The following is a 20797-nucleotide window of genomic DNA, read 5'->3' as shown; positions in this document are numbered from 1 at the left end:
TAAGTCACCCCCTGTGACCTGTAGAGTGAATATCATGATGCACAGTATTAGCCTGACAGTGAATAAAATAACGACCTATTACGATTTCCTGCGACGATAGTCTTGTCATCATAGATATGCGCGGTTGCGTGTAAGCTATTCATCTACTCTTTAAGTTTCTTTGATTCGGTTAATAAGACAAAAACATGAAAAATATCGCCATTATTGGTGCCAGTGGTTACACAGGCGCGCAACTGACCGCTTTAATCCATGCAGAAGCAGATCTGACGATTCAGGGTTTGTATGTTTCTGAAAACAGTTTAGATAAAGGTAAACCTTTAGCGGATTTGTATCCTAGCTATAGCCATATCGTATTAACGCTGTCGCCATTGTCCGATGAAGCTAAGGCAAAAATCGTTGCCGAAGCGGATGCCGTGGTGCTCGCGACTGAGCACTCGGTGAGCCTGCATTTAGCGGCTTGGTTTTATAGCCAAGGGTTAGCGGTATTCGATTTAAGCGGTGCTTATCGTTTTAGCGATGTGGCGCAATATCCGAAGTGGTATGGCTTTGAGCATGAATATCCTGAAGTTTTAGCCAAAGCCGTGTATGGCCTTGCCGAATGGAATGCTAAAGAAATCGCTGCGACTAAGATGATTGCCGTGCCAGGTTGTTACCCGACCGCATCATTGACAGCGTTAAAACCGCTAGCGAGTTTACTGACATCGGCTTATCCGGTTATCAATGCCGTGAGCGGCGTAACAGGGGCGGGCCGTAAAGCGCAGTTACACACCAGTTTTTGTGAAGTGAGCCTGACACCTTACGGCGTATTAGGCCACAGACATCAACCCGAGATCGCCACTCAGCTTGGCCAAGAAGTGATATTTACACCGCACCTTGGTAACTTTAAGCGTGGCATTTTAGCGACCATTACCGTACAGCTAAAACCAGGTACTACGACTGCCGATGTGGCCGCGGCCTATAGCGTGTATGACAAGGCGCCATTGGTCACCGTGAAGCACAATCAGTTCCCGAAAGTAGACGATGTGGTGCTGACACCTAACTGTCACTTAGGTTGGAAGTTTGATGAGAATAGCGGTTACTTAGTGGTAGCCAGTGCCATCGATAACTTGATGAAAGGTGCTGCCAGCCAAGCGCTGCAATGCATAAAGATTCATTTTAACCTTTAATTGTTCATCCTTATTTAAGAGAGTCGTCAAGATGTCTACAAACAACTCAGTATTAGTGCTTAAAGTGGGCGGCGCGCTGCTGCAATGTGAAATGGGGATGGCGCGATTGATGGATACGGCTGCGGCTATGTTAGCCAATGGTCAGCAAGTGTTGATGGTGCATGGCGGCGGCTGTCTGGTGGATGAGCAGCTAGCAGCGAATGGTATGGAAACCGTCAAGTTAGAAGGTTTGCGTGTGACTCCGCCCGAGCAAATGCCGATTATTGCCGGCGCACTTGCGGGTACTTCGAACAAAATTCTTCAAGGCGCAGCGACTAAGGCTGGCATTGTGAGTGTGGGCATGAGCCTCGCCGATGGCAATACTGTTTCGGCTAAGATTAAAGATGAGCGTTTAGGCCTAGTGGGCGAAGTCACGCCAAACGATGGCACTTATCTTAAGTTTATCCTCGCCCAAGGTTGGATGCCGATTTGTAGCTCTATCGCCATGATGGACGATGGCCAAATGCTTAACGTCAATGCTGATCAAGCTGCGACGGCCTTAGCCAAATTAGTGGGCGGCAAGTTAGTGCTACTGTCGGATGTTTCTGGGGTGCTCGATGGTAAAGGCCAGCTCATCCACAGTTTAAATGGCAAGCAGATAGCAGACCTTGTTAAGCAAGGTGTGATCGAAAAAGGAATGAAGGTCAAAGTTGAAGCTGCGCTCGAAGTCGCACAGTGGATGGGGCAGGCGGTACAAGTTGCCTCGTGGCGTGATGCAAGCCAATTAATCGCATTAGCAAAAGGTGAAGCCGTAGGAACACAAATCCAACCATAAGTGGAGTAGGTTATGAAGCATTTACTATCGATAAAAGACTTAACCCAGAAGCAGTTACAGGATCTAATTGCCTTGGCAAAAACGATTAAAGCCAATCCGGCTGAGTATCGTCATGCGCTGGATGGCAAGAGTGTGGTGATGTTATTTGAAAAGCCCTCACTCAGAACACGCGTTAGCTTTGATATCGGTATTAATAAGCTCGGGGGCCACTGTTTATACCTAGACCAGCAAAATGGTGAACTGGGAAAACGGGAATCGGTTGCTGACTTTGCTTCTAACCTGTCATGTTGGGCCGACGCAATTGTGGCGAGAACCTATTCACACACCACTATCGAACAATTAGCCGAGTTCGGCTCAGTGCCCGTGATCAATGCGCTGTCGGATCTTTATCATCCTTGCCAAGCCTTAGCTGACTTTTTAACACTGGCAGAGCAGTTTGAGGATGTCAGTAAAGCTAAATTAGCTTATGTTGGTGATGGTAATAATGTCACTAACTCGCTGATGTACTGTGCGGCTATTCTCGGTGCCACCATGACAGTGATCTGCCCAGCGGGTCACTTTCCTGATGGCTACGTAGTGGCAGAAGTGCAAGAGCTCGCCAAACGATATGGCGGCAAGATAGTGCTGACTTCAGATATCGATGCGATTGAAGGTCACGACGCTATTTATACTGATACTTGGATTTCAATGGGCGATCCAACGCCTTTGTCTGATATCAAAGCGAAGTTTGCACCATACCAAGTAAACAAAGCTTTGATGGCGAAAGCGGGCGCTAACTTCTTTATGCATTGTTTGCCCGCCCACCGTGGTGTAGAAGTAACAGATGAAGTGATGGACGGTGCAGGATCCTTAATTCTGCAACAAGCCGAAAATCGGATGCATGCCCAAAATGCGGTACTGGTAACCTTATTTAGTTAAATTAACCCTGTTTAGCAGCCTGTTTTCTCCTTAAGAGAAACGAGTCATAGGAATTTAAGATGTCTATCGAGATAAAAAATACTGGCGTGAAAAAAGTGGTTTTAGCCTATTCAGGTGGTCTAGATACCTCGGCCATTATTCCTTGGTTAAAAGAAAACTACGATAACTGTGAAATCATCGCATTCTGCGCCGACGTTGGCCAAGGCGAAGAAGAGCTGGTTGGCTTGATTGAAAAAGCTTTAGCTTCAGGTGCTTCTGAATGTCATATCGTCGATCTAAAAGAAGAATTCGTTAAAGACTATATTTACCCAACGATTGCGAGCGGTGCGATTTACGAAGGCACTTATTTACTCGGTACGTCAATGGCGCGTCCTATTATTGCCAAAGCGCAGGTTGAAGTGGCTCGTAAAGTGGGCGCCGATGCTCTGTGTCACGGTTGTACCGGCAAAGGTAACGACCAAGTGCGTTTCGAAGGTTGCTTCGCCGCATTAGCACCTGATTTAAAAGTGATTGCACCATGGCGTGAATGGACTATGCAGAGCCGTGAAGATCTGCTGGCCTATTTAGCTGAACGTGACATCAAGACGTCAGCGTCAGCGACTAAAATCTATAGCCGTGATGCCAACGCTTTCCATATTTCCCATGAAGGTGGTGAGTTAGAAGATCCATGGAACGAGCCAAGCAAAGGCGTATGGACACTGACTGCCGATCCTGAAGATGCACCGAACAAGCCTGAATATGTGTCGCTAGAAGTAGAACATGGCCGTATTACTAAAGTGAATGGTGAAGCCCTAACGCCTTATGCTGCACTGATGACATTAAACGCGATTGCTGCGCCACACGGTGTGGGTCGTATCGACATCACTGAAAACCGTTTAGTCGGCATGAAGTCTCGTGGCTGTTATGAAACACCCGGCGGCACTGTGATGTTCGCAGCACTACGTGCGATTGAAGAGCTTGTACTCGACAAGACTAGCCGTAACTGGCGTGAGCAAGTCGCCGCACAAATGGCGCATTTAGTGTATGACGGCCGTTGGTTCACACCACTGTGTAAGTCACTGTTGGCAGCATCTGAGTCATTGGCTGAGTCAGTTAATGGTGAAGTTGTGGTAAAACTCTATAAAGGCCAAGCGAGCGCAGTGAAGAAACGTTCACCCAACAGCTTGTACTCTGAAGCGTTTGCCACCTTCGGTGAAGATCAAGTTTACGATCAAAAGCATGCAGAAGGCTTTATCCGCCTGTACTCATTAGCGAGCCGCATCCGCGCACTCAACGCTAATGACGTTAAGGGTAAGTAATAGGTCGTGTAAAAGGGCGCCTAGCGCCCTTTTTTGTTTTTAGGTTTTGATTTAGTTTTTGATTCAGATGAGTCGATTTTAAATAAGCAGTGAGTAAGGGGAGTTAGCATGGCTTTATGGGGTGGAAGATTTCAGGGCGAAACGAGCGCGCTATTCAAATTATTCAACGATTCGTTGCCTGTGGATTATCGCTTGTTCGAACAGGATGTGGTCGGCTCCATTGCTTGGGCGGATGCGATTGCCAGCGTGGGAATTATCACAGCCACAGAATGCAGTGACTTGAAAAAAGCGCTTAATGACTTACTGGTGGAAGTACAGGGCGATCCGGCGATTATTCTCGCCTCGGGCGCTGAAGATATTCACAGTTTCGTCGAGTCGGCCTTGATTGCCAAAGTGGGCGATCTCGGTAAGAAATTGCACACCGGTCGTAGCCGTAACGATCAAGTTGCCACCGATTTAAAGCTTTGGTGTCAATCCGAAGGCAAAGCATTACTCGCGCGCCTTCAAGGTTTACATGCTGAATTACTGGCGTTGGCTGAGCGTGAATTTGATGCGGTAATGCCGGGTTATACTCACTTGCAGCGCGCGCAACCTGTGACATTTGGCCACTGGTGTTTAGCGTATGTGGAAATGACTGAGCGGGATATCAGCCGTTTAAGCGATGCGTTAACCCGCGCTAATACCTGTCCTTTAGGTTCTGGAGCATTAGCAGGCACAGCTTATAAGATGGATCGACATGCTCTGGCCGCGGCGCTGAATTTTGCCTCGCCAACGCTGAATAGCTTAGATAGTGTATCAGACAGAGATCACGTGGTAGAGCTTTGTTCAACCGCATCGATCAGCATGATGCACTTAAGCCGTATGGCTGAAGATTTGATTTTCTTTAACTCAGGTGAAGCGAACTTTATTTCCCTGAGTGATGAAGTGACCTCGGGTTCATCCCTGATGCCACAGAAGAAAAATCCAGACGCATTAGAGCTTATCCGTGGCAAAACTGGCCGGGTGTATGGCAGCTTAGTGGGCATTCTCACTACGATGAAAGCGCTGCCTTTGGCGTACAACAAAGATATGCAGGAAGATAAAGAAGGCCTGTTTGATGTGGTCGATAGCTGGGCAATTTGCCTCGATATGGTGGCGTTAGTGTTGTCAGGTTTGAAGGTCAATCGTCCTAATGCACTGTTAGCCGCACAGCAAGGTTATGCAAATTCTACTGAGCTTGCGGATTATCTCGTGTCTAAAGGCATGCCTTTCCGTGAGGCGCACCATGTTGTGGGTGAAGTCGTGGTTGCTGCGATAGCGAAGCAAATTCCGCTTGAGGATTTCTCCTTGGCCGAATTAAAAACTTTTGCCGCTATCATTGAAGATGATGTCTATCCAAACCTGACTATTGAAGCTTGTTTAGCGAAACGTGACGTACTCGGTGGTACTGCATTGCCACAAATTCAGCAGGCGATTGCGGCCAAGAAAGTACGTTAGCGAGTTATTCAAATCCACAATTCAAGCCAATAAAAAACGCGACATTAGGTCGCGTTTTTTATTGGGCCACAATTAGTGGTAATGACTTTTTAGCATTTGTTTATTGGAATAAATCATCAGTTGGTGCATCGATGAATAAATTGTTTTCATCCTGAGTTTCGCTGATGTATTCCTTCGGCTCTGTACCTGAAATAAAGTACTCGAACGCACTGGTATAGTCGGTTTTACGGGTCAGTTTACCCGTCGCTAAATCGATGCGTACCGAAACTATGCCTTCTGGTGGAATCGAGGTTGTTTCAGGTGTGCCTTGTAAGACACTGTTCATAAATTCGTTCCAGCCCGGACCAGCTGTTTTCGCACCCGCTTCGGCGCCAGTTATCTGATCTTTTTCGCCGTTTGCATTCCATGCGGTTCTGCCAAGTTGGCGACCGTGATCGTCGAAACCGACCCAGAAAGTGCTAGTGATGACTGGGCTAAAACCACTGAACCAAGTGTCGCGCGATTCGTTTGTGGTACCCGTTTTACCTGCAATATCATGGCGCTTAATCAATTTTGCCGCGCGCCAAGCCGTACCTTGCCAACCCGTGCCTTTACTCCAATCGCCGCCGCCCCAGATCACGCTCTTCAGTGCTTCGGTAATGAGGAATGCCGTTTGCTCTGAAATAATTTGCGGAGCGTAGCGACCAGTTTGTTCGAAACACTGCGCAACGGGGGCACTAGGTTCTGCACCAGAGTCTCCACTTACGCTGAACGCCATAGGATCGCTCAGTGTAACTGGTTGGCTAAGACTTTGGCTAGGCTTACAGGCCAATGTAGGATTCGCTTTTTCGATAACATTGCCGTAAGCATCTTCTACGCGATCAATATAGAAAGGTTCGAGTAAGAAACCGCCGTTAGCAAATACGTTAAATGCAGTAACTACTTGCAATGGCGTGACTGAAGACGAACCTAATGCAATCGATTCGTTGCGAGGTAAGTCGTTAGGATCAAAACCAAATTCAACGAGTTGAGCAATGGTTTCGTCGAGTCCGACATGGCGCATTGCACGCACAGACATAACGTTAATAGATTGCGCTAAACCCACACGTAAACGAGTTGGGCCGCCATAGATATCGGGTGAATTTTTAGGGCGCCATGCAGTGCCTTGGCTGATATCGGGTTTATTAATTGGCGCATTGTCTATGAGGGTCGCTAAGGTAAAGCCTTTCTCTAATGCTGCGGCATAGATGAAAGGTTTAATATTCGAACCTAATTGACGTTTCGCTTGAGTCACTCGGTTGTATTGGCTTTGGCTAAAGCTATAACCACCAACTAAAGTGCGAATAGCACCATTTTTGGGGTCGAGTGATACTGTTGCGCTGGCGACTTCTGGTACTTGCGATAGTTGCAAATATTGGCCGTTATCACGGATCCAAATACGTTCGCCGACCTTGAGCATGTCAGAAGCTGATTTCGGTACACTGCCTTGACGCTTATCAGTAATAAACTTACGTGCCCACTTCAATCCATCCCAAGTAATGACTTTGGTCTCGCCCTTGGCGGTCATTATGCTGGCTTGCTGATCTGCAATGCTGATGACTGCGGCGGGTTGCAATTCTTGTACTGAAGCAATCTTGGCTAGTTCAGTTTTGATTTGAGCAGGCTCAGGTTTTTCGTCTGTCCACAATACGGCAGCAGGACCACGGTAGCCATGGCGTTCATCATAGGCATAGACGTTATTACGCAGTGCCTGTTGAGCTTTAAGTTGTAGATCCGATGAGATAGTCGTATAGACGTTGTAGCCATTGGTATAGGCCTCTTCTTCACCGTACTTCTGTACCATGTAATCCCGAGCCATTTCAGAAATATAAGGGGCATAGAGATCAATTTCAGCGCCATGATATCTGGCCACCAATGGCTCTTGTAGTGCCGCTTGGTATTCGGTTTGGCTGATGTAGCCGACTTCATTCATCCGCATGAGGACGACATTACGGCGAGCCAATGCACGCGAAGGTGACGTGATTGGATTGAGTGTAGAGGGCGCCTTGGGTAGGCCTGCAATAACGGCCAGTTCAGATAAGCTGAGTTCCTGCACGTTTTTACCGAAATACACTTGCGCAGCAGCCCCAACACCGTAGGCCCGTTGGCCTAAGTAAATGCGGTTTACGTAGAGCTCTAAAATTTCATCTTTGGTGAGTAACTCTTCAATATGATAGGAGATAAAAATCTCCTTCACTTTACGAATAATAGTCTTATCGCGGGTTAAGAAGAAGTTACGTGCGACCTGCATGGTAATCGTACTCGCACCTTGCTTTTTCTCACCAGTGGTCAACATCACTAATGCGGCGCGAAGCACGCCAACAGGATCTATACCACCATGTTCATAAAAGCGGGCATCTTCGGTTGCGATAAACGCCTGTAGCAGAGGTTTTGGCACTTCGTCTAACGTTAGTGGAATGCGACGTTTCTCACCGAATTGAGAAATAAGTTTGCCGTCACTACTGTAAATACGTAAAGGTGTTTGAAGTTGCACATTTTTTAGTGTTGAAACATCCGGTAAATCCGGCAAAACATAAAAGTATGCTGCCACAATGGCGCCTACGCCCAAAAGGGCTAGACTGAATAGTGCTATAACAATACGTTTTAACCACTTCACCAAAATTTATCCTAATGTTCTGTTAAGTGCGACAGTATATAAGGCGCACACGTCTTGGTGAAGTAAAAACGTGAGACTCATAAAATAGCATTTGTAAAATGATGAAACATTCGATACAAGTAAGTATAACAAGTTGATTTTGTGCTAATCTCTTTTACTGAAATATAAATAAAAAAGTGACAATGGATATGCTTTCAAATTTATGGAAGCGTCAGGCTCCGCAGATGGTGGGAATCGATATCGGTTCCCATGAAGTTAAGGCCATTTTGTTGAGTAAGACTGCTGACGGATACAAAATATTGAGTCATGCCGCGGTACCCATTAAGAAGGGGGCCGTTAACGATCATGATATTCGTGATGCTGATGCCGTTGTTGAATGCCTTAAGCAAATAAAACGTAGCCTGCCTAAATCCGTTAAATATGCCGCTGTTTCTGTTTCGGGTTCTGCTGTGATGACGAAAGTGATCTACATGGATGCCTCCCTTAGTGAGGAAGAAATGGAGGCACAGATAGAAATTGAAGCCGATAACCTTATTCCGTATTCACTCGATGAAGTTAGCATAGATTTTGAAACGCTAAACGTAAACAGTACCGATCCTACTAAAGTTGATGTGCTGTTGAGCGCATGCCGCACTGACAATATTGATGTCAGAGTCGATGCGCTGGATAGCGTGGAACTTGAAGCTAAAGTGGTGGATGTTGAAGGTTACGCTCTAGGTAGAGCTGCCGAGTTAATTCTGGCCCAGCTTCCAGAAGGAGCGAAACATAAAGCCGTCGCTATGGTTGATATCGGCGCGAATATGACAACTTTCTCTGTGGTTGAATCGGGTGAGACGACTTTTATTCGTGAGCAAGCTTTCGGTGGTGAGCAATTTACTCAGTCAATATTATCCTTCTATGGCATGTCTTATGATCAAGCAGAGAAAGCAAAGATTGAAGGCGACTTACCACGAAATTATATGTTTGAAGTTTTGTCACCTTTTCAAACTCAGCTATTACAACAAATAAAACGTACGCTACAGATTTATTGCACTTCCAGCGGTAAAGATAAAGTCGACTACCTCGTATTATGCGGTGGAACATCTAAATTAGAAGGTATGGCTAATTTACTGACGAATGAATTGGGTGTTCACACTATTATCGCCGATCCTTTTCAAGGGTGTTTGCATGCCGATGAGTCGGTTAAAAGTGCGCTGCAACCTACAATCAGCAAATATATGGTTGCTTGTGGCTTAGCATTGAGGAGTTACGGTCAATGGCGAACATAAACCTACTCCCTTGGCGAGAAGAGGCGAGAGAAAAACAAAAGCGCGACTATATTGGTATTTTAGCGGCAGTATTTTTAGCGTCGGCGATTTTAGTCTATGTCGCAGTATCTTTATTAGATGTTATGACAGATGAGCAAAAAGCACGTAACGCTTATTTGCAATCGGAAATCAGTCTGCTTGAAACACAAATTTCTGAGATCAAGAAAATTACTGAACGTAAGAAAGACATTGAGCGGCGTACAGAAATTATTCTTAATCTACAGCAATCCCGTAATTTGCCTACTCACGTGTTAGATGAGCTTGTTCGAATTGTACCTCCAGGAATATATCTGTCTAGCCTAGAGAAAAAGGGCAGTTTGTTGCTGATTGAAGGGCGTAGTGAATCGAACAATAACGTCGCCAACATGATGCGAAAAGTGAAAACTTCCGAATGGTTAACCGATCCTAATATGCAGTCGATCGTGACCCAAAATGAAGAGTTACGGCAATTACAGCGTTTTAGTTTGAGAGTCACTATTAAAGGCGCGAGTGTAGATGAGCCTGAGAAAATGACAAAAGGAGCGAGTAAATGAAACTCGATCTAAGTCAATTTAATGATATCGACTTTGAAAATATTGGTGGTTGGCCAAATCAAGTTAAAACCTTTTTCGCGATCCTTTTAGCACTCTGTGTTTTTGCTGCGGGATATTTATTGGTCGTCTCCGATTCGGTAGATATTTATACCGCAGAGCAAGATAAAGAAGCGCAGCTTAGAGATGATTTCAAGAATAAGTATCAACTTGCGGCAAATTTAAAACTCTACCGAGAGCAGCTAGCGACGATGGAAGTGCAGTTTGCAGAGTTACTGAAGATGCTGCCATCTGAAAATGAAATGCCAGGTTTGCTAGACGATTTAACTTTTGTTGCAACGGATGCAGGACTCAAAATTAATAGTTTGAATTGGGAGGCCGAAATTCAGCGGGATTTCTATATTGAGTTTCCAATTAAAATGTCTGTGACGGGAGATTACCATCAGCTAGGTAGTATGGTGAGTGGTGTCGCTAAGCTGCCGCGTATCGTCAGCCTCCATGATTTCACCATTAAGCGAGATGAAGCCGGCAACTTAGCAATGGATATCTTAGCCAAGACATACCGCTTTAAAGAAGGGGCTGAATTACCGCCTGAAAAACCTGCTAATAAGGGGAAGAAATAATGAAATTCTTACCTTTGTTAGCCTTGAGTCTTTTTTTAATGGGTTGTGTTGGCGATCGTAGTGATTTAGAGCTATTTGTTACTACAACCAAAGCGCAACACGTTGCTCATATCCCGCCCTTGAAAGAGCCGCCAAGATTTGAGCACTTTGCCTATCAAGCCGAGTTAATGCGTAGCCCTTTTGTACCACCTTCGCGTGAGTTAACGGAAGAAGTTGTTGATACCAGCAAAGATTGTTTACAACCGGACTTAAAGCGTCGAAAAGGACGATTAGAAACTTATCCTTTAGATAATTTAAAAATGCGTGGCACCTTAAGTGAAGCCGATACAACTTGGGCATTAGTTGAAACAAATGACGGCAGTGTTTATCGGATGGGCGTTGGTGAGTATTTAGGTCTGTTTAATGGACGCATTTCTAAAGTTACTTCACAAAATGTCGAAGTAGTAGAATTAATTCCAGATGGTTCAGGTTGTTGGTCCGAAAGGACGAGCAATTTAGAACTTTCTGGAGAATAACGAGCGAAGGATGAGGGAATAATGAAATCTTCTGCCGCGATAAAAGTCCCGTTAATTTCTTCAGGCTTAATCAAGTCTGTTATTGGGATCGCATTGGTATTTGGCATTTTGCCATCGAGTTATGCTGCAAACCGATTAATGGATGTTAAGTACCATGCCTTGGTTGACCATCAGTTAGAGCTAGAGTTGGTATTTGAAGAAGCGGTCACTCCGCCAGTTATTGACTCTAATGCCTCGCCTGCAGAGCTCGTATTAACCTTTGATAATAGTATTTCTGGTTTATCTAAGGATCGCTTACCCATTAATCAAGTCGGTGTAACTGACATGATGACTGAGCAGCAAGATACTCGTCTTAAAGTCACCTTAGGTATGTCCAAAGTGAAACCTTACCAAGGTTCAGTCATGGGCAACTCATATCGACTCACTATTAATGATGAGGTTGCAGGCGCTCAGACTCAGGCAGAAAATCCCTTCGTTAACAGCATTAAAAATATCGATTTTCGTCGTAATGAAAATGGTGGCGGTGAGTTATTAGTCTATTTGAATAACCGCTCGGTTGCCGTTAACGTTGAGCAAGTGGGCGCTAAACTCGAAGTTAAGTTATATAACACTGATATTAATAGTGATCTGCTTTATGTTATGGATGTGAAAGATTTTTCAACACCAGTAAAAAGCTTCGAGACATTTAAAGAAGATCTAACAACGCGCATTTTAGTTGATATTGCTGGGGAATATGAGTTCAGTTATAAGCAAGAGGATAATCTCTTTAGACTCTCGATGAATAAAGTTGAGAGAGTTGCCGCCAAGAAAGATGTTAAAAAATACAATGGCCGTACTTTGTCGCTTAACTTTCAAAATATCCCTGTACGTACTGTTTTGCAGATCATTGCTGACTATAACAATTTTAACTTAGTCACGAGTGATACTGTTGAAGGCAACATCACCTTGAGATTGGATGATGTGCCCTGGGACCAAGCATTAGATTTGATTCTACAAACCAAAGGCCTAGATAAGCGTATCGAAGGCAACATCTTAATGGTGGCACCGAGCGAAGAGTTGGCTATTCGTGAAAGCCAAAATCTCAAAAATAGGCAAGAAGTTAAAGAGCTAGCACCTTTGTATTCTGAGTACTTGCAAATTAACTATGCCAAAGCGATCGATATTGCTGAGCTGCTTAAAAGCGCAGATTCTAGTTTACTCTCGCCACGCGGCTCAGTCGCGGTCGATGAACGTACCAACACTGTACTTGTGAAAGATACGGCAGAAACGATTGAGAACATCCATCGTTTAGTCGAAGTACTCGATATCCCTATTCGTCAAGTGCTGATCGAGTCACGTATGGTAACAGTCAAAGATGATGTCTCTGAAGACTTAGGCATACGTTGGGGCGTAACGGATCAGCAGGGCAGTAAGGGAACTTCTGGTACATTAGAAGGTGCTCAGAGTATTGCCAACGGCATCATTCCAACTCCTGACCAACGTTTGAACGTTAATTTGCCTGCGGCAGTGACCAATCCAACAAGTATCGCATTCCACGTTGCTAAGTTGGCAGATGGTACTATTCTTGATTTGGAATTGAGTGCGTTAGAGCAAGAAAATAAAGGTGAAATTATCGCCAGCCCTCGTATTACTACCTCTAACCAAAAGGCGGCTTATATTGAGCAGGGTGTGGAGATCCCTTATGTGCAGTCGACTTCAAGCGGTGCAACCTCGGTCACTTTTAAGAAAGCCGTGTTGTCCTTGCGAGTTACACCACAAATTACACCTGATAACCGCGTTATTTTAGATTTGGAAATCACCCAAGACTCTCAGGGCAAGACGGTTGACACACCAACGGGCCCCGCTGTCGCCATCGATACCCAACGTATTGGCACTCAAGTGCTAGTTGATAACGGTGAAACCATAGTCCTTGGTGGTATTTATCAGCAAAACTTGATCAGCCGTGTGAGTAAAGTCCCTATTCTCGGCGACATTCCCTTAGTCGGTTTCCTGTTTAGGAACACAACAGACAAAAATGAGCGTCAAGAGCTACTTATTTTCGTAACCCCCAAAATAGTCGGTGAGAAGATCTAAGCACTTGCTATGTATCGACTAAAGCCAGCAGTGATTGCTGGCTTTATTATTACTGAAATACAATTCTTTGCATAAATAGCGCACATGGCTTGCCATAGTAGACCCTAAGCTGAGATAATCCTCGGTCAAGTCTCATAAGAGCAAGGTAACATATAGGTCGGCTTGATGTTGAGTCGATATAGGCATACTTTTCAATAAGATTCAGACGTACAAGAAATGGCTGAAAAACGTAATATTTTTCTGGTAGGCCCTATGGGCGCAGGTAAAAGCACAATTGGTCGCCATCTGGCGCAAATGCTGCATTTAGAATTCCACGATTCGGATCAAGAGATTGAACAACGCACAGGCGCTGATATTGCTTGGGTGTTTGACGTCGAAGGTGAAGAAGGCTTCCGTCGTCGTGAAGCTCAGGTTATTGCTGATTTGTCTGAGAAACAAGGTATCGTCCTTGCCACCGGTGGTGGTTCAGTACAAAGCAAAGATATCCGTAATCATCTGTCTGCTCGTGGCATTGTGGTTTACCTGGAAACCACTATCGACAAACAGGTTGCTCGTACTCAAAGAGACAAGCGACGCCCATTATTGCAAGTGGATGATCCTCGAGAAGTGTTGGAGAATCTTGCAGAGATCCGTAATCCATTGTACGAAGAAATTGCCGATGTGATTGTCAAAACCGATGATCAAAGCGCAAAGATCGTCGCAAATCAGATCATTGAGCAATTAGGTTTTTAGGCAGAATTTATGAAGCAAATTCAGGTTGATTTAGGTGTACGTAGTTATCCCATTTACATTGGCCAGAATTTGATGAGTGATGGCGAGACTTTGTCTCGCTACCTGCTTAAAAAACGTATTCTTATCGTCACCAATGAAACTGTCGCGCCTTTGTATCTTAAACAGATACAAGAGACGATGGCTTCGTTTGGTGAGGTAGAGAGTGTTATCCTTCCCGATGGCGAACAATTCAAAGACTTAGCACATCTAGATACTATTTTTACTGCACTGCTGCAGCAAAACTATGGTCGAGATTCTGTGTTGGTGGCTTTGGGTGGCGGCGTGATTGGTGATATGACGGGCTTTGCCGCGGCATGTTATCAACGTGGGATCGATTTTATTCAAATTCCGACAACTTTATTGTCGCAGGTGGATTCTTCCGTCGGCGGTAAAACGGCTGTTAACCATCCTCTTGGTAAAAACATGATTGGGGCCTTTTATCAGCCACAAATCGTGCTTATCGATACTTTATGTTTACATACGCTTCCAGCGCGCGAGTTTGCGGCGGGAATGGCGGAAGTCATCAAGTATGGCATCATGTGGGATGCTGATTTTTTTCAATGGCTTGAAGATAATGTAACGGCGCTAAAAACCTTAGATGCCGAAGCATTAGTTTATGCTATCTCTCGTTGCTGTGAGATTAAAGCCGATGTGGTTAGCCAAGATGAAACTGAGCAGGGCGTGCGTGCTTTGTTGAATCTGGGTCATACCTTTGGTCACGCGATTGAAGCCGAAATGGGCTACGGTAATTGGTTGCATGGTGAAGCCGTGTCAGCTGGCACAGTCCTTGCTGCTAAAACAGCTAAGGCACTGGGGCTTATCGATGAGTCAATCGTTTGTCGTATCATACAGTTACTACAAGCTTTTGATCTTCCAGTGAGTGCGCCGGAATCTATGGATTTCGATAGTTTCATTCAACATATGCGACGCGATAAAAAAGTTTTAGGCGGTCAGATTCGACTGGTGCTCCCAACGGCAATAGGCCGCGCGGATGTGTTTAGTCAAGTCACAGAATCTACCCTTGAACAGGTTATTCGCTGCGCATAAAAACTGTGTGGTGGGCGAGTGACGTTTCAGGGTTCTGTCTTGCTTCCTTCTCAGGAAGCCCTCATACAAAGAATGCATCATGTTGCCAGTTATAGCGATCAGCTGCTGGTGCTTTCTGGTGTCAGCGGTTCAGGAAAAACGACCTTAGTTACCGGATTAGCGACCGATTTTGACGAGTCAAATGCGGCATTTGTGATTTGTCCTATGCATGCCGATAACGCTGAGATACGCCGCAAGATTCTAGTCCAGCTAATTTCATCCCCTATTTTTGACGACGACATTCCCCTCGCCGATACCCTGTTGCGGCTTGCGAGCACGCAAACTAAACCCCTACATATCATTATCGATGATGCGCATTTATTGCCTAAGGCGCTCTGGGCTGAGTGTATTATTCTCAATCAGATCCAGTGTGCGGGTAAGAATATTGCCGTCACGCTCACGGTTCCACCGGCATTCTTAGCGGACCTATTGCCACAATTACCCGAGCAATTGCGGCGGCAAATATTACCTATCAGTATTGAGCCGTTAACCATGCCAGAGCGTGAAGCTTTGTATCAAACATTGCTGAGATACAGCGATCAAAACCCTTTTACGCCAAGGGAAATCGTACGCAGTCAGCTTGAGAAGCAAACGGGTACGCCGCAAGAAGTGGTCAATCTGTTAGATAAAGCCTTGCATAGCCCGCAAGAGAAAACATCTTCTTGGATGAAATATAAAGCTGTGATGGTGACAGCTGTGAGCATGTTGTTAGCGCTAGGTATTTGGCTTGGTGTTACTCAACCATTTTCTGAAGAGCAAGCCCTAGAGACTGCGACTTTTCCTGCGATAGATTCACCCGCTTTCTTGTCCTATGGGCAAAAAATCTTAGCCCCCTATTTTGCTCTGCGCGCTGAACAATTAAAGTTTGCCACTGTAACCGTGAAAGTTAACGAACTAGATACATCCAAAGCCAAAACAGAACAGGCTGTCGATCCATTAAGTGAATTTCATGGTGAGGCACCACATCCAGAGCCTGATGATGCAGCCTTAGTGAGTGTTGGTGAAGTGAGTAGCAAGTCTTTTGGTGATGATGAGCCAACTGTGGATGCAGAGCCTCAAGCTAAAACGGTAGATGTTCAGTCTCCAGCGCCAGAGGCGGCAAAGGTTGATAAAACAGTTTTGGAACCGCAAAAGCCACTCAAAGGTTATACCGTACAAATAGCGAGTGTTGCTCAGTTAGAGACCTTGCGTTCGACATTAAAGAGTCTTGAGAATGTCGAGGGCGTTCGAGTCGCAAAGTATAAACAGCGATGGGTTGTCCTCGTTGGTCACTACAGCAGTAGCAAATTGGCTTCGAATGCGGCGGCGCAATTGGTTAAGGAGTATCGTTTTGAGCAACCTTGGGTTAGAAAATGGGCCGATTTGAAAGATTATCAAGTAGAAGAAAGTCTCTCAAATCGTGAAATTTCAGAATAAACAGAGTACAATCATGGCCTTTATTTTTGTCGGCATTCATCAAGTTAAATGATAAAAAAACACAGAGCCTTCCTTAAGTGGGCTGGCGGTAAATTTAAATTGGTGGATGATTTAGCCAGTTATTTACCCGCAGGAGACCGTTTGGTCGAGCCGTTTGTGGGTGCAGGATCCGTTTTCTTGAATACGGATTATCCTAGCTACCTGCTCTGTGACATTAATCAGGACTTGATCGAGTTATATCAGATAGTGAAGCATCAACCAGAAGCATACATTGCCGCCGCTAAAGCATTGTTTGTCGATGAGATGAATCAAAAGGAAGCTTACTATCAGGTGCGGACCGACTTTAATAAATGTCGCGACCCTTTCCAGCGTTCTGTGTATTTTCTTTATTTAAATCGCCATGGTTTTAATGGCTTATGCCGTTATAACCGTAAGGGTGGCTTCAATGTGCCCTTTGGCTCCTATAAAAAACCTTATTTCCCCGAAAAGGAAATCTGGGCCTTTTCTGAAAAAGCGCAACGTGCTGAGTTTAAATGCATTGGTTACGAAAAAGCCTTTGAGCAGACACGCAGTGGCGATGTTATCTATTGCGATCCACCTTACGCACCGTTATCTACTACATCCAGTTTCACGACATATGTTGGTGCAGGTTTTAGTTTAGACGATCAAGCACTGCTGGCTCGTCATTCGCGCCATACCGCGTTAGAGCGTGGTATTCCGGTATTGATTAGTAATCACGATATTCCATTAACTCGCGAGTTATATCGCGGTGCGCATTTAGCGAAAATTCAAGTGCAACGCAACATTAGTCAAAATGGCAGTGGTCGTAACAAAGTGGATGAGTTGATGGCGTTATATGATGAAAACTACGATCCAAAAGACGACTAGTTTCAACATAAATAACGTTTAGCTAAGCACTTGTCCTACGAGAAACATCAGACTTGCCACTAAGATGACAGCTAACACTATGCCCATCACTATGTAGGGCAATGGGGAACTGGTTTGAAAATCTTTTTTACGATTTTCGCTAGTTTGTACCCCGAAAAAAGCTGCAACGGTACTGTGGAATACTTGCCAAATTCGGCTAAGCATTAATAGGCGAGATGCGACGTAGTGGGCTTGAGATCATCCATAGGTTTATCTTGATGACCATGTAATAGTTCAAGTAGATCGACAAAGTGGAACTGACTCGAACGGTTTTTACCTGTAAGCCACGTTTTCCAGCTTAAGGTTTGTGCTTGATCGGCGCAGCGATTATTAGGGTGGCTACTGGGCAGTGCATTGTTGTAACGAGTGTCATTGCTACAAGCGCAAGATGCAGTTTCGGTATTTTCCGTAAGTTTTTCAACGCCAAAAGCTAGCGTGGCCACTACAACTGCAGTAAATGCCAACATCATAGATGACTTAAATGTCACCGACCTAACATAGTGTGAAAACTGACTAAACCGCTCCATCATAACGCTTCCTTTGGAATGAACCAGCACTGCGCCTCGAGTATAACAAACTCGCTTAGTTTATGAACAAAAAATTATCAATTCCAGCCAAAATGCTCGGAAATATTAGCTTATTTTACCGAATCTAAGCCCCAATTTACTGCGATAGCTGCAGAGTGTGCTGCTTTACTGACATAGGCATAGCGGATCAATTGCCAGAAATGTGGCTTTAGCTATAGAGGCTTAGCTTGGCTCAGGGTAAAATAAGGCACTTTTTATCCAAATAGCAGCGAGTGTTTTATGCGTCCATTCTTGATTGCTCCATCAATTTTATCTGCCGATTTTGCCCGTTTGGGTGACGATGTAAAAGCTGTGTTAGATGCGGGAACCGACGTAGTACATTTTGATGTGATGGATAATCACTATGTTCCTAACTTAACGATTGGCCCTATGGTGTGCCAAGCACTGCGTAACTATGGGATTACCGCTGATATTGATGTGCATTTGATGGTCAAGCCGGTTGACCGTATCGTGCCTGATTTTGCTAAAGCGGGCGCGTCTATTATTACTTTCCACCCAGAAGCCTCTGAGCACGTCGATCGCACTCTTCAGCTCATCAAAGAGTGCGGTTGTAAGGCGGGTCTCGTGTTTAACCCTGCGACACCACTGCATTATCTTGACCATGTGATGGATAAACTCGACGTGATCCTATTGATGTCAGTGAACCCTGGTTTTGGTGGTCAATCCTTTATTCCATCAACCTTAGATAAGCTGCGCCAAGTGCGTGCGCGTATTGATGCCAGTGGTTTTGATATTCGTTTAGAAGTCGATGGCGGCGTTAAGGTCGACAATATCGCAGAAATCGCGGCCGCCGGTGCGGACATGTTTGTTGCGGGCTCGGCTATTTTCGGCAAGCCCGATTATAAGGCCGTTGTTGATGAGATGCGTGCCGAACTTGCTAAAGTTGGGGCATAGCCATGTGGGATAAGATTAAAGCGATTGCGTTTGATCTAGATGGCACGCTGATTGACAGTGTGCCTGACCTAACCGTTGCCACGCAGGAAGCCTTAGCCGAGTTAGGTTTGAAGAGCTGCTCTGAGGCGCAAGTTCGTACTTGGGTCGGTAACGGTGCAGAGATGTTGATGCGCCGTGCTATGAGTCATGCTTTGGGTACGGATGTTGAGCAGACCGCGCTTGATACGGCCATGCCGATTTTTATGCATCATTATCAAGAAAATCTTGAAAAGCACAGTGCGCTGTATAGCGACGTGCATCAAGTGCTGCAAACTTTGTTTGATGCAGGCTTTAAGTTAGCGGTTGTCACTAATAAACCCTATCGTTTTACCATGCCATTACTCAAAGCCTTTGGGATTAACGACTTTTTCAGCTTAGTGTTAGGTGGTGATACCTTAGCGAAGATGAAGCCCGACCCTTTGCCGCTGCAGCACTTATTGCATGAGTGGCAATTGGAGAAAACGGAGTTATTGATGGTCGGCGATTCTAAAAACGACATTTTAGCCGCGAAAGCGGCTGGGATAGCGTCAATCGGCTTGACCTACGGCTACAACTACGGTGAAGATATTGGGCTCAGTGGCCCAGATGCCGTATGTGAGCAATTTAGTGAGATTTTGAACTGGGTAAAACCTACCAAGTAATGGGGGTTACCTGTTCTTTAGTCGATTTTTTAGTCTTTTTATATAGATAGTGGAGCAATGACGTAATGACCAAACCCATAGTACTCAGCGGTGCACAGCCGTCCGGCGAATTAACCATAGGTAACTACATGGGTGCATTGCGTCAATGGGTTGCGATGCAAGATAGCCACGACTGCCTGTATTGTGTCGTCGATTTGCATGCCATTACCGTGCGCCAAGATCCTAAAGCGTTGCGCGAAGCGTGTTTAGATACCTTAGCCCTGTATTTGGCCTGTGGCGTCGATCCTAAAAAGAGTACAGTGTTTATCCAGTCACAGGTGCCACAACATACGCAATTGGGTTGGGCATTAAACTGCTATACCCAAATGGGCGAGTTGAGCCGCATGACTCAGTTTAAAGATAAATCACAAAAGCACGCTAACAACATCAACGTGGGTTTATTTGGCTACCCAGTGTTGATGGCGGCGGATATTCTGATTTATCAAGCGAACGAAATCCCCGTTGGCCAAGATCAGAAACAACACCTTGAGTTAACGCGTGATATCGCTACTCGTTTTAACAATGCCTATGGCGATACTTTCACCATTCCTGAGCCGTTTATTCCTGAACTTGGCGCTAAAGTCATGTCGCTGCAGGAGCCGCTAAAGAAGATGTCTAAGTCAGACGATAACCGTAATAACGTTATCGGCCTGCTAGAAGATCCGAAATCAGTGCTGAAGAAGCTGAAAAAAGCCATGACAGACAGTGATGAGCCGCCAGTCGTGCGTTTTGATGTGGATAATAAACCGGGTGTTTCTAACCTGTTGAGTCTCATGTCGGGTGTGACAGGGCAAAGCATTGCGAGCCTAGAAGCCGAGTTTGAAGGCAAGATGTATGGCCATTTGAAAGGTGCGGCAGGTGAAGCGGTTGTGAGCATGTTAGAGCCACTACAAGAGCGTTACCGCGCTATTCGTAGCGATCGCGCATACTTAGACCAAGTGATGAAAGCTGGCGCACAGAGTGCGCAGGCGCGCGCCGAAGTGACCCTGAAGGAAGTGTATGAGAAGATTGGTTTGTTAGTGTAATCAATCGAACGATAAAT

The 20797-nt window shown here is 45.3% G+C and carries 20 protein-coding genes; 17 read left to right on the top strand and 3 right to left on the bottom strand.

Annotated features, from left to right (window positions below; translation table 11 throughout):
* The first annotated feature begins 185 nt into the window (after positions 1-185).
* The 5 genes from argC to argH all read left to right on the top strand — a co-directional run bounded on the left by argC (position 186) and on the right by argH (position 5672).
* On the top strand, positions 186-1166 hold the full coding sequence (gene argC, locus L5M40_RS18330) for an N-acetyl-gamma-glutamyl-phosphate reductase (RefSeq protein ID WP_263177075.1): 981 nt from the start codon (positions 186-188) through the stop codon (positions 1164-1166).
* A 31-nt stretch (positions 1167-1197) separates the two neighbouring features.
* Positions 1198-1980: an acetylglutamate kinase gene (gene argB, locus L5M40_RS18325; protein ID WP_106649098.1), complete on the top strand. Its 783-nt coding sequence runs from the start codon at positions 1198-1200 to the stop codon at positions 1978-1980.
* Positions 1981-1992: 12 nt separating this feature from the next.
* Positions 1993-2898, top strand: a complete 906-nt coding sequence (locus L5M40_RS18320; RefSeq protein ID WP_219251823.1) for an ornithine carbamoyltransferase — start codon at positions 1993-1995, stop codon at positions 2896-2898.
* Positions 2899-2957: 59 nt separating this feature from the next.
* A complete protein-coding gene (locus L5M40_RS18315) occupies positions 2958-4196 on the top strand; it encodes an argininosuccinate synthase (protein WP_263177074.1) in 1239 nt (412 codons plus the stop codon).
* A 108-nt stretch (positions 4197-4304) separates the two neighbouring features.
* Positions 4305-5672, top strand: a complete 1368-nt coding sequence (argH, locus tag L5M40_RS18310) for an argininosuccinate lyase (protein WP_263174074.1) — start codon at positions 4305-4307, stop codon at positions 5670-5672.
* 100 nt (positions 5673-5772) lie between these two features.
* Here argH and L5M40_RS18305 read toward each other — a convergent pair whose 3' ends face one another.
* The gene (locus L5M40_RS18305) at positions 5773-8307 is read right to left on the bottom strand and encodes a penicillin-binding protein 1A (protein WP_263174072.1); all 2535 of its coding nucleotides are present in this window, start codon (positions 8305-8307) and stop codon (positions 5773-5775) included.
* Positions 8308-8495: 188 nt separating this feature from the next.
* Between L5M40_RS18305 and L5M40_RS18300 the strand changes: the two genes are divergently transcribed.
* The 9 genes from L5M40_RS18300 to L5M40_RS18260 all read left to right on the top strand — a co-directional run bounded on the left by L5M40_RS18300 (position 8496) and on the right by L5M40_RS18260 (position 17516).
* Positions 8496-9575 (top strand): pilus assembly protein PilM, encoded by a 1080-nt coding sequence (locus L5M40_RS18300; protein WP_105253014.1) that lies wholly within the window; start codon positions 8496-8498, stop codon positions 9573-9575.
* The gene (locus tag L5M40_RS18295; RefSeq protein WP_105250539.1) at positions 9563-10147 is read left to right on the top strand and encodes a PilN domain-containing protein; all 585 of its coding nucleotides are present in this window, start codon (positions 9563-9565) and stop codon (positions 10145-10147) included. Before L5M40_RS18300 ends, L5M40_RS18295 begins: the two co-directional genes overlap by 13 nt.
* A complete protein-coding gene (locus tag L5M40_RS18290; protein ID WP_263174071.1) occupies positions 10144-10767 on the top strand; it encodes a type 4a pilus biogenesis protein PilO in 624 nt (207 codons plus the stop codon). Before L5M40_RS18295 ends, L5M40_RS18290 begins: the two co-directional genes overlap by 4 nt.
* Positions 10767-11282 carry a pilus assembly protein PilP gene (locus L5M40_RS18285; protein WP_105250537.1) on the top strand — a complete coding sequence of 172 codons (516 nt, stop codon included), beginning with the start codon at positions 10767-10769 and terminating at the stop codon, positions 11280-11282. Before L5M40_RS18290 ends, L5M40_RS18285 begins: the two co-directional genes overlap by 1 nt.
* Before the next feature lie 21 nt (positions 11283-11303).
* Positions 11304-13355: a type IV pilus secretin PilQ gene (locus L5M40_RS18280; protein WP_113941458.1), complete on the top strand. Its 2052-nt coding sequence runs from the start codon at positions 11304-11306 to the stop codon at positions 13353-13355.
* A gap of 216 nt (positions 13356-13571) precedes the next feature.
* Entirely contained in the window at positions 13572-14087 is a 516-nt protein-coding gene (gene aroK / locus L5M40_RS18275) for a shikimate kinase AroK (RefSeq protein WP_006083542.1), read from the top strand.
* Between the two features lie 9 nt (positions 14088-14096).
* Positions 14097-15173, top strand: a complete 1077-nt coding sequence (gene aroB / locus L5M40_RS18270) for a 3-dehydroquinate synthase (RefSeq protein WP_113941457.1) — start codon at positions 14097-14099, stop codon at positions 15171-15173.
* 18 nt (positions 15174-15191) lie between these two features.
* A complete protein-coding gene (locus L5M40_RS18265) occupies positions 15192-16628 on the top strand; it encodes an AAA family ATPase (protein ID WP_263177072.1) in 1437 nt (478 codons plus the stop codon).
* 48 nt (positions 16629-16676) lie between these two features.
* Positions 16677-17516: a Dam family site-specific DNA-(adenine-N6)-methyltransferase gene (locus L5M40_RS18260; RefSeq protein WP_131525404.1), complete on the top strand. Its 840-nt coding sequence runs from the start codon at positions 16677-16679 to the stop codon at positions 17514-17516.
* 18 nt (positions 17517-17534) lie between these two features.
* On the opposite strand, the gene L5M40_RS18255 is transcribed toward L5M40_RS18260, so the two are convergent.
* Together L5M40_RS18255 and L5M40_RS18250 are read right to left on the bottom strand one after the other, a co-directional pair.
* On the bottom strand, positions 17535-17720 hold the full coding sequence (locus L5M40_RS18255; protein ID WP_105250532.1) for a DUF2970 domain-containing protein: 186 nt from the start codon (positions 17718-17720) through the stop codon (positions 17535-17537).
* Positions 17720-18085: a hypothetical protein gene (locus L5M40_RS18250; protein ID WP_105250531.1), complete on the bottom strand. Its 366-nt coding sequence runs from the start codon at positions 18083-18085 to the stop codon at positions 17720-17722. Before L5M40_RS18250 ends, L5M40_RS18255 begins: the two co-directional genes overlap by 1 nt.
* 276 nt (positions 18086-18361) lie before the next feature.
* On the opposite strand from L5M40_RS18250, the gene rpe reads away from it, so the two are divergent.
* From rpe to trpS, 3 genes are all read left to right on the top strand, one after another.
* Positions 18362-19036, top strand: coding sequence for a ribulose-phosphate 3-epimerase (rpe, locus tag L5M40_RS18245; protein WP_012090481.1), 675 nt, complete (start codon positions 18362-18364; stop codon positions 19034-19036).
* 2 nt (positions 19037-19038) lie between these two features.
* Positions 19039-19716 (top strand): phosphoglycolate phosphatase, encoded by a 678-nt coding sequence (locus L5M40_RS18240; RefSeq protein WP_263177071.1) that lies wholly within the window; start codon positions 19039-19041, stop codon positions 19714-19716.
* 65 nt (positions 19717-19781) lie between these two features.
* Positions 19782-20780, top strand: coding sequence for a tryptophan--tRNA ligase (gene trpS, locus L5M40_RS18235; protein WP_263177070.1), 999 nt, complete (start codon positions 19782-19784; stop codon positions 20778-20780).
* Positions 20781-20797: the final 17 nt, after the last annotated feature.

This window comes from Shewanella sp. SM68, assembly GCF_025653925.1.
Lineage (GTDB): Bacteria > Pseudomonadota > Gammaproteobacteria > Enterobacterales > Shewanellaceae > Shewanella > Shewanella oncorhynchi.
The sequence above is the reverse complement of the archived record's forward strand: the minus strand, read 5'-3'. Positions and strand labels throughout refer to the sequence as shown.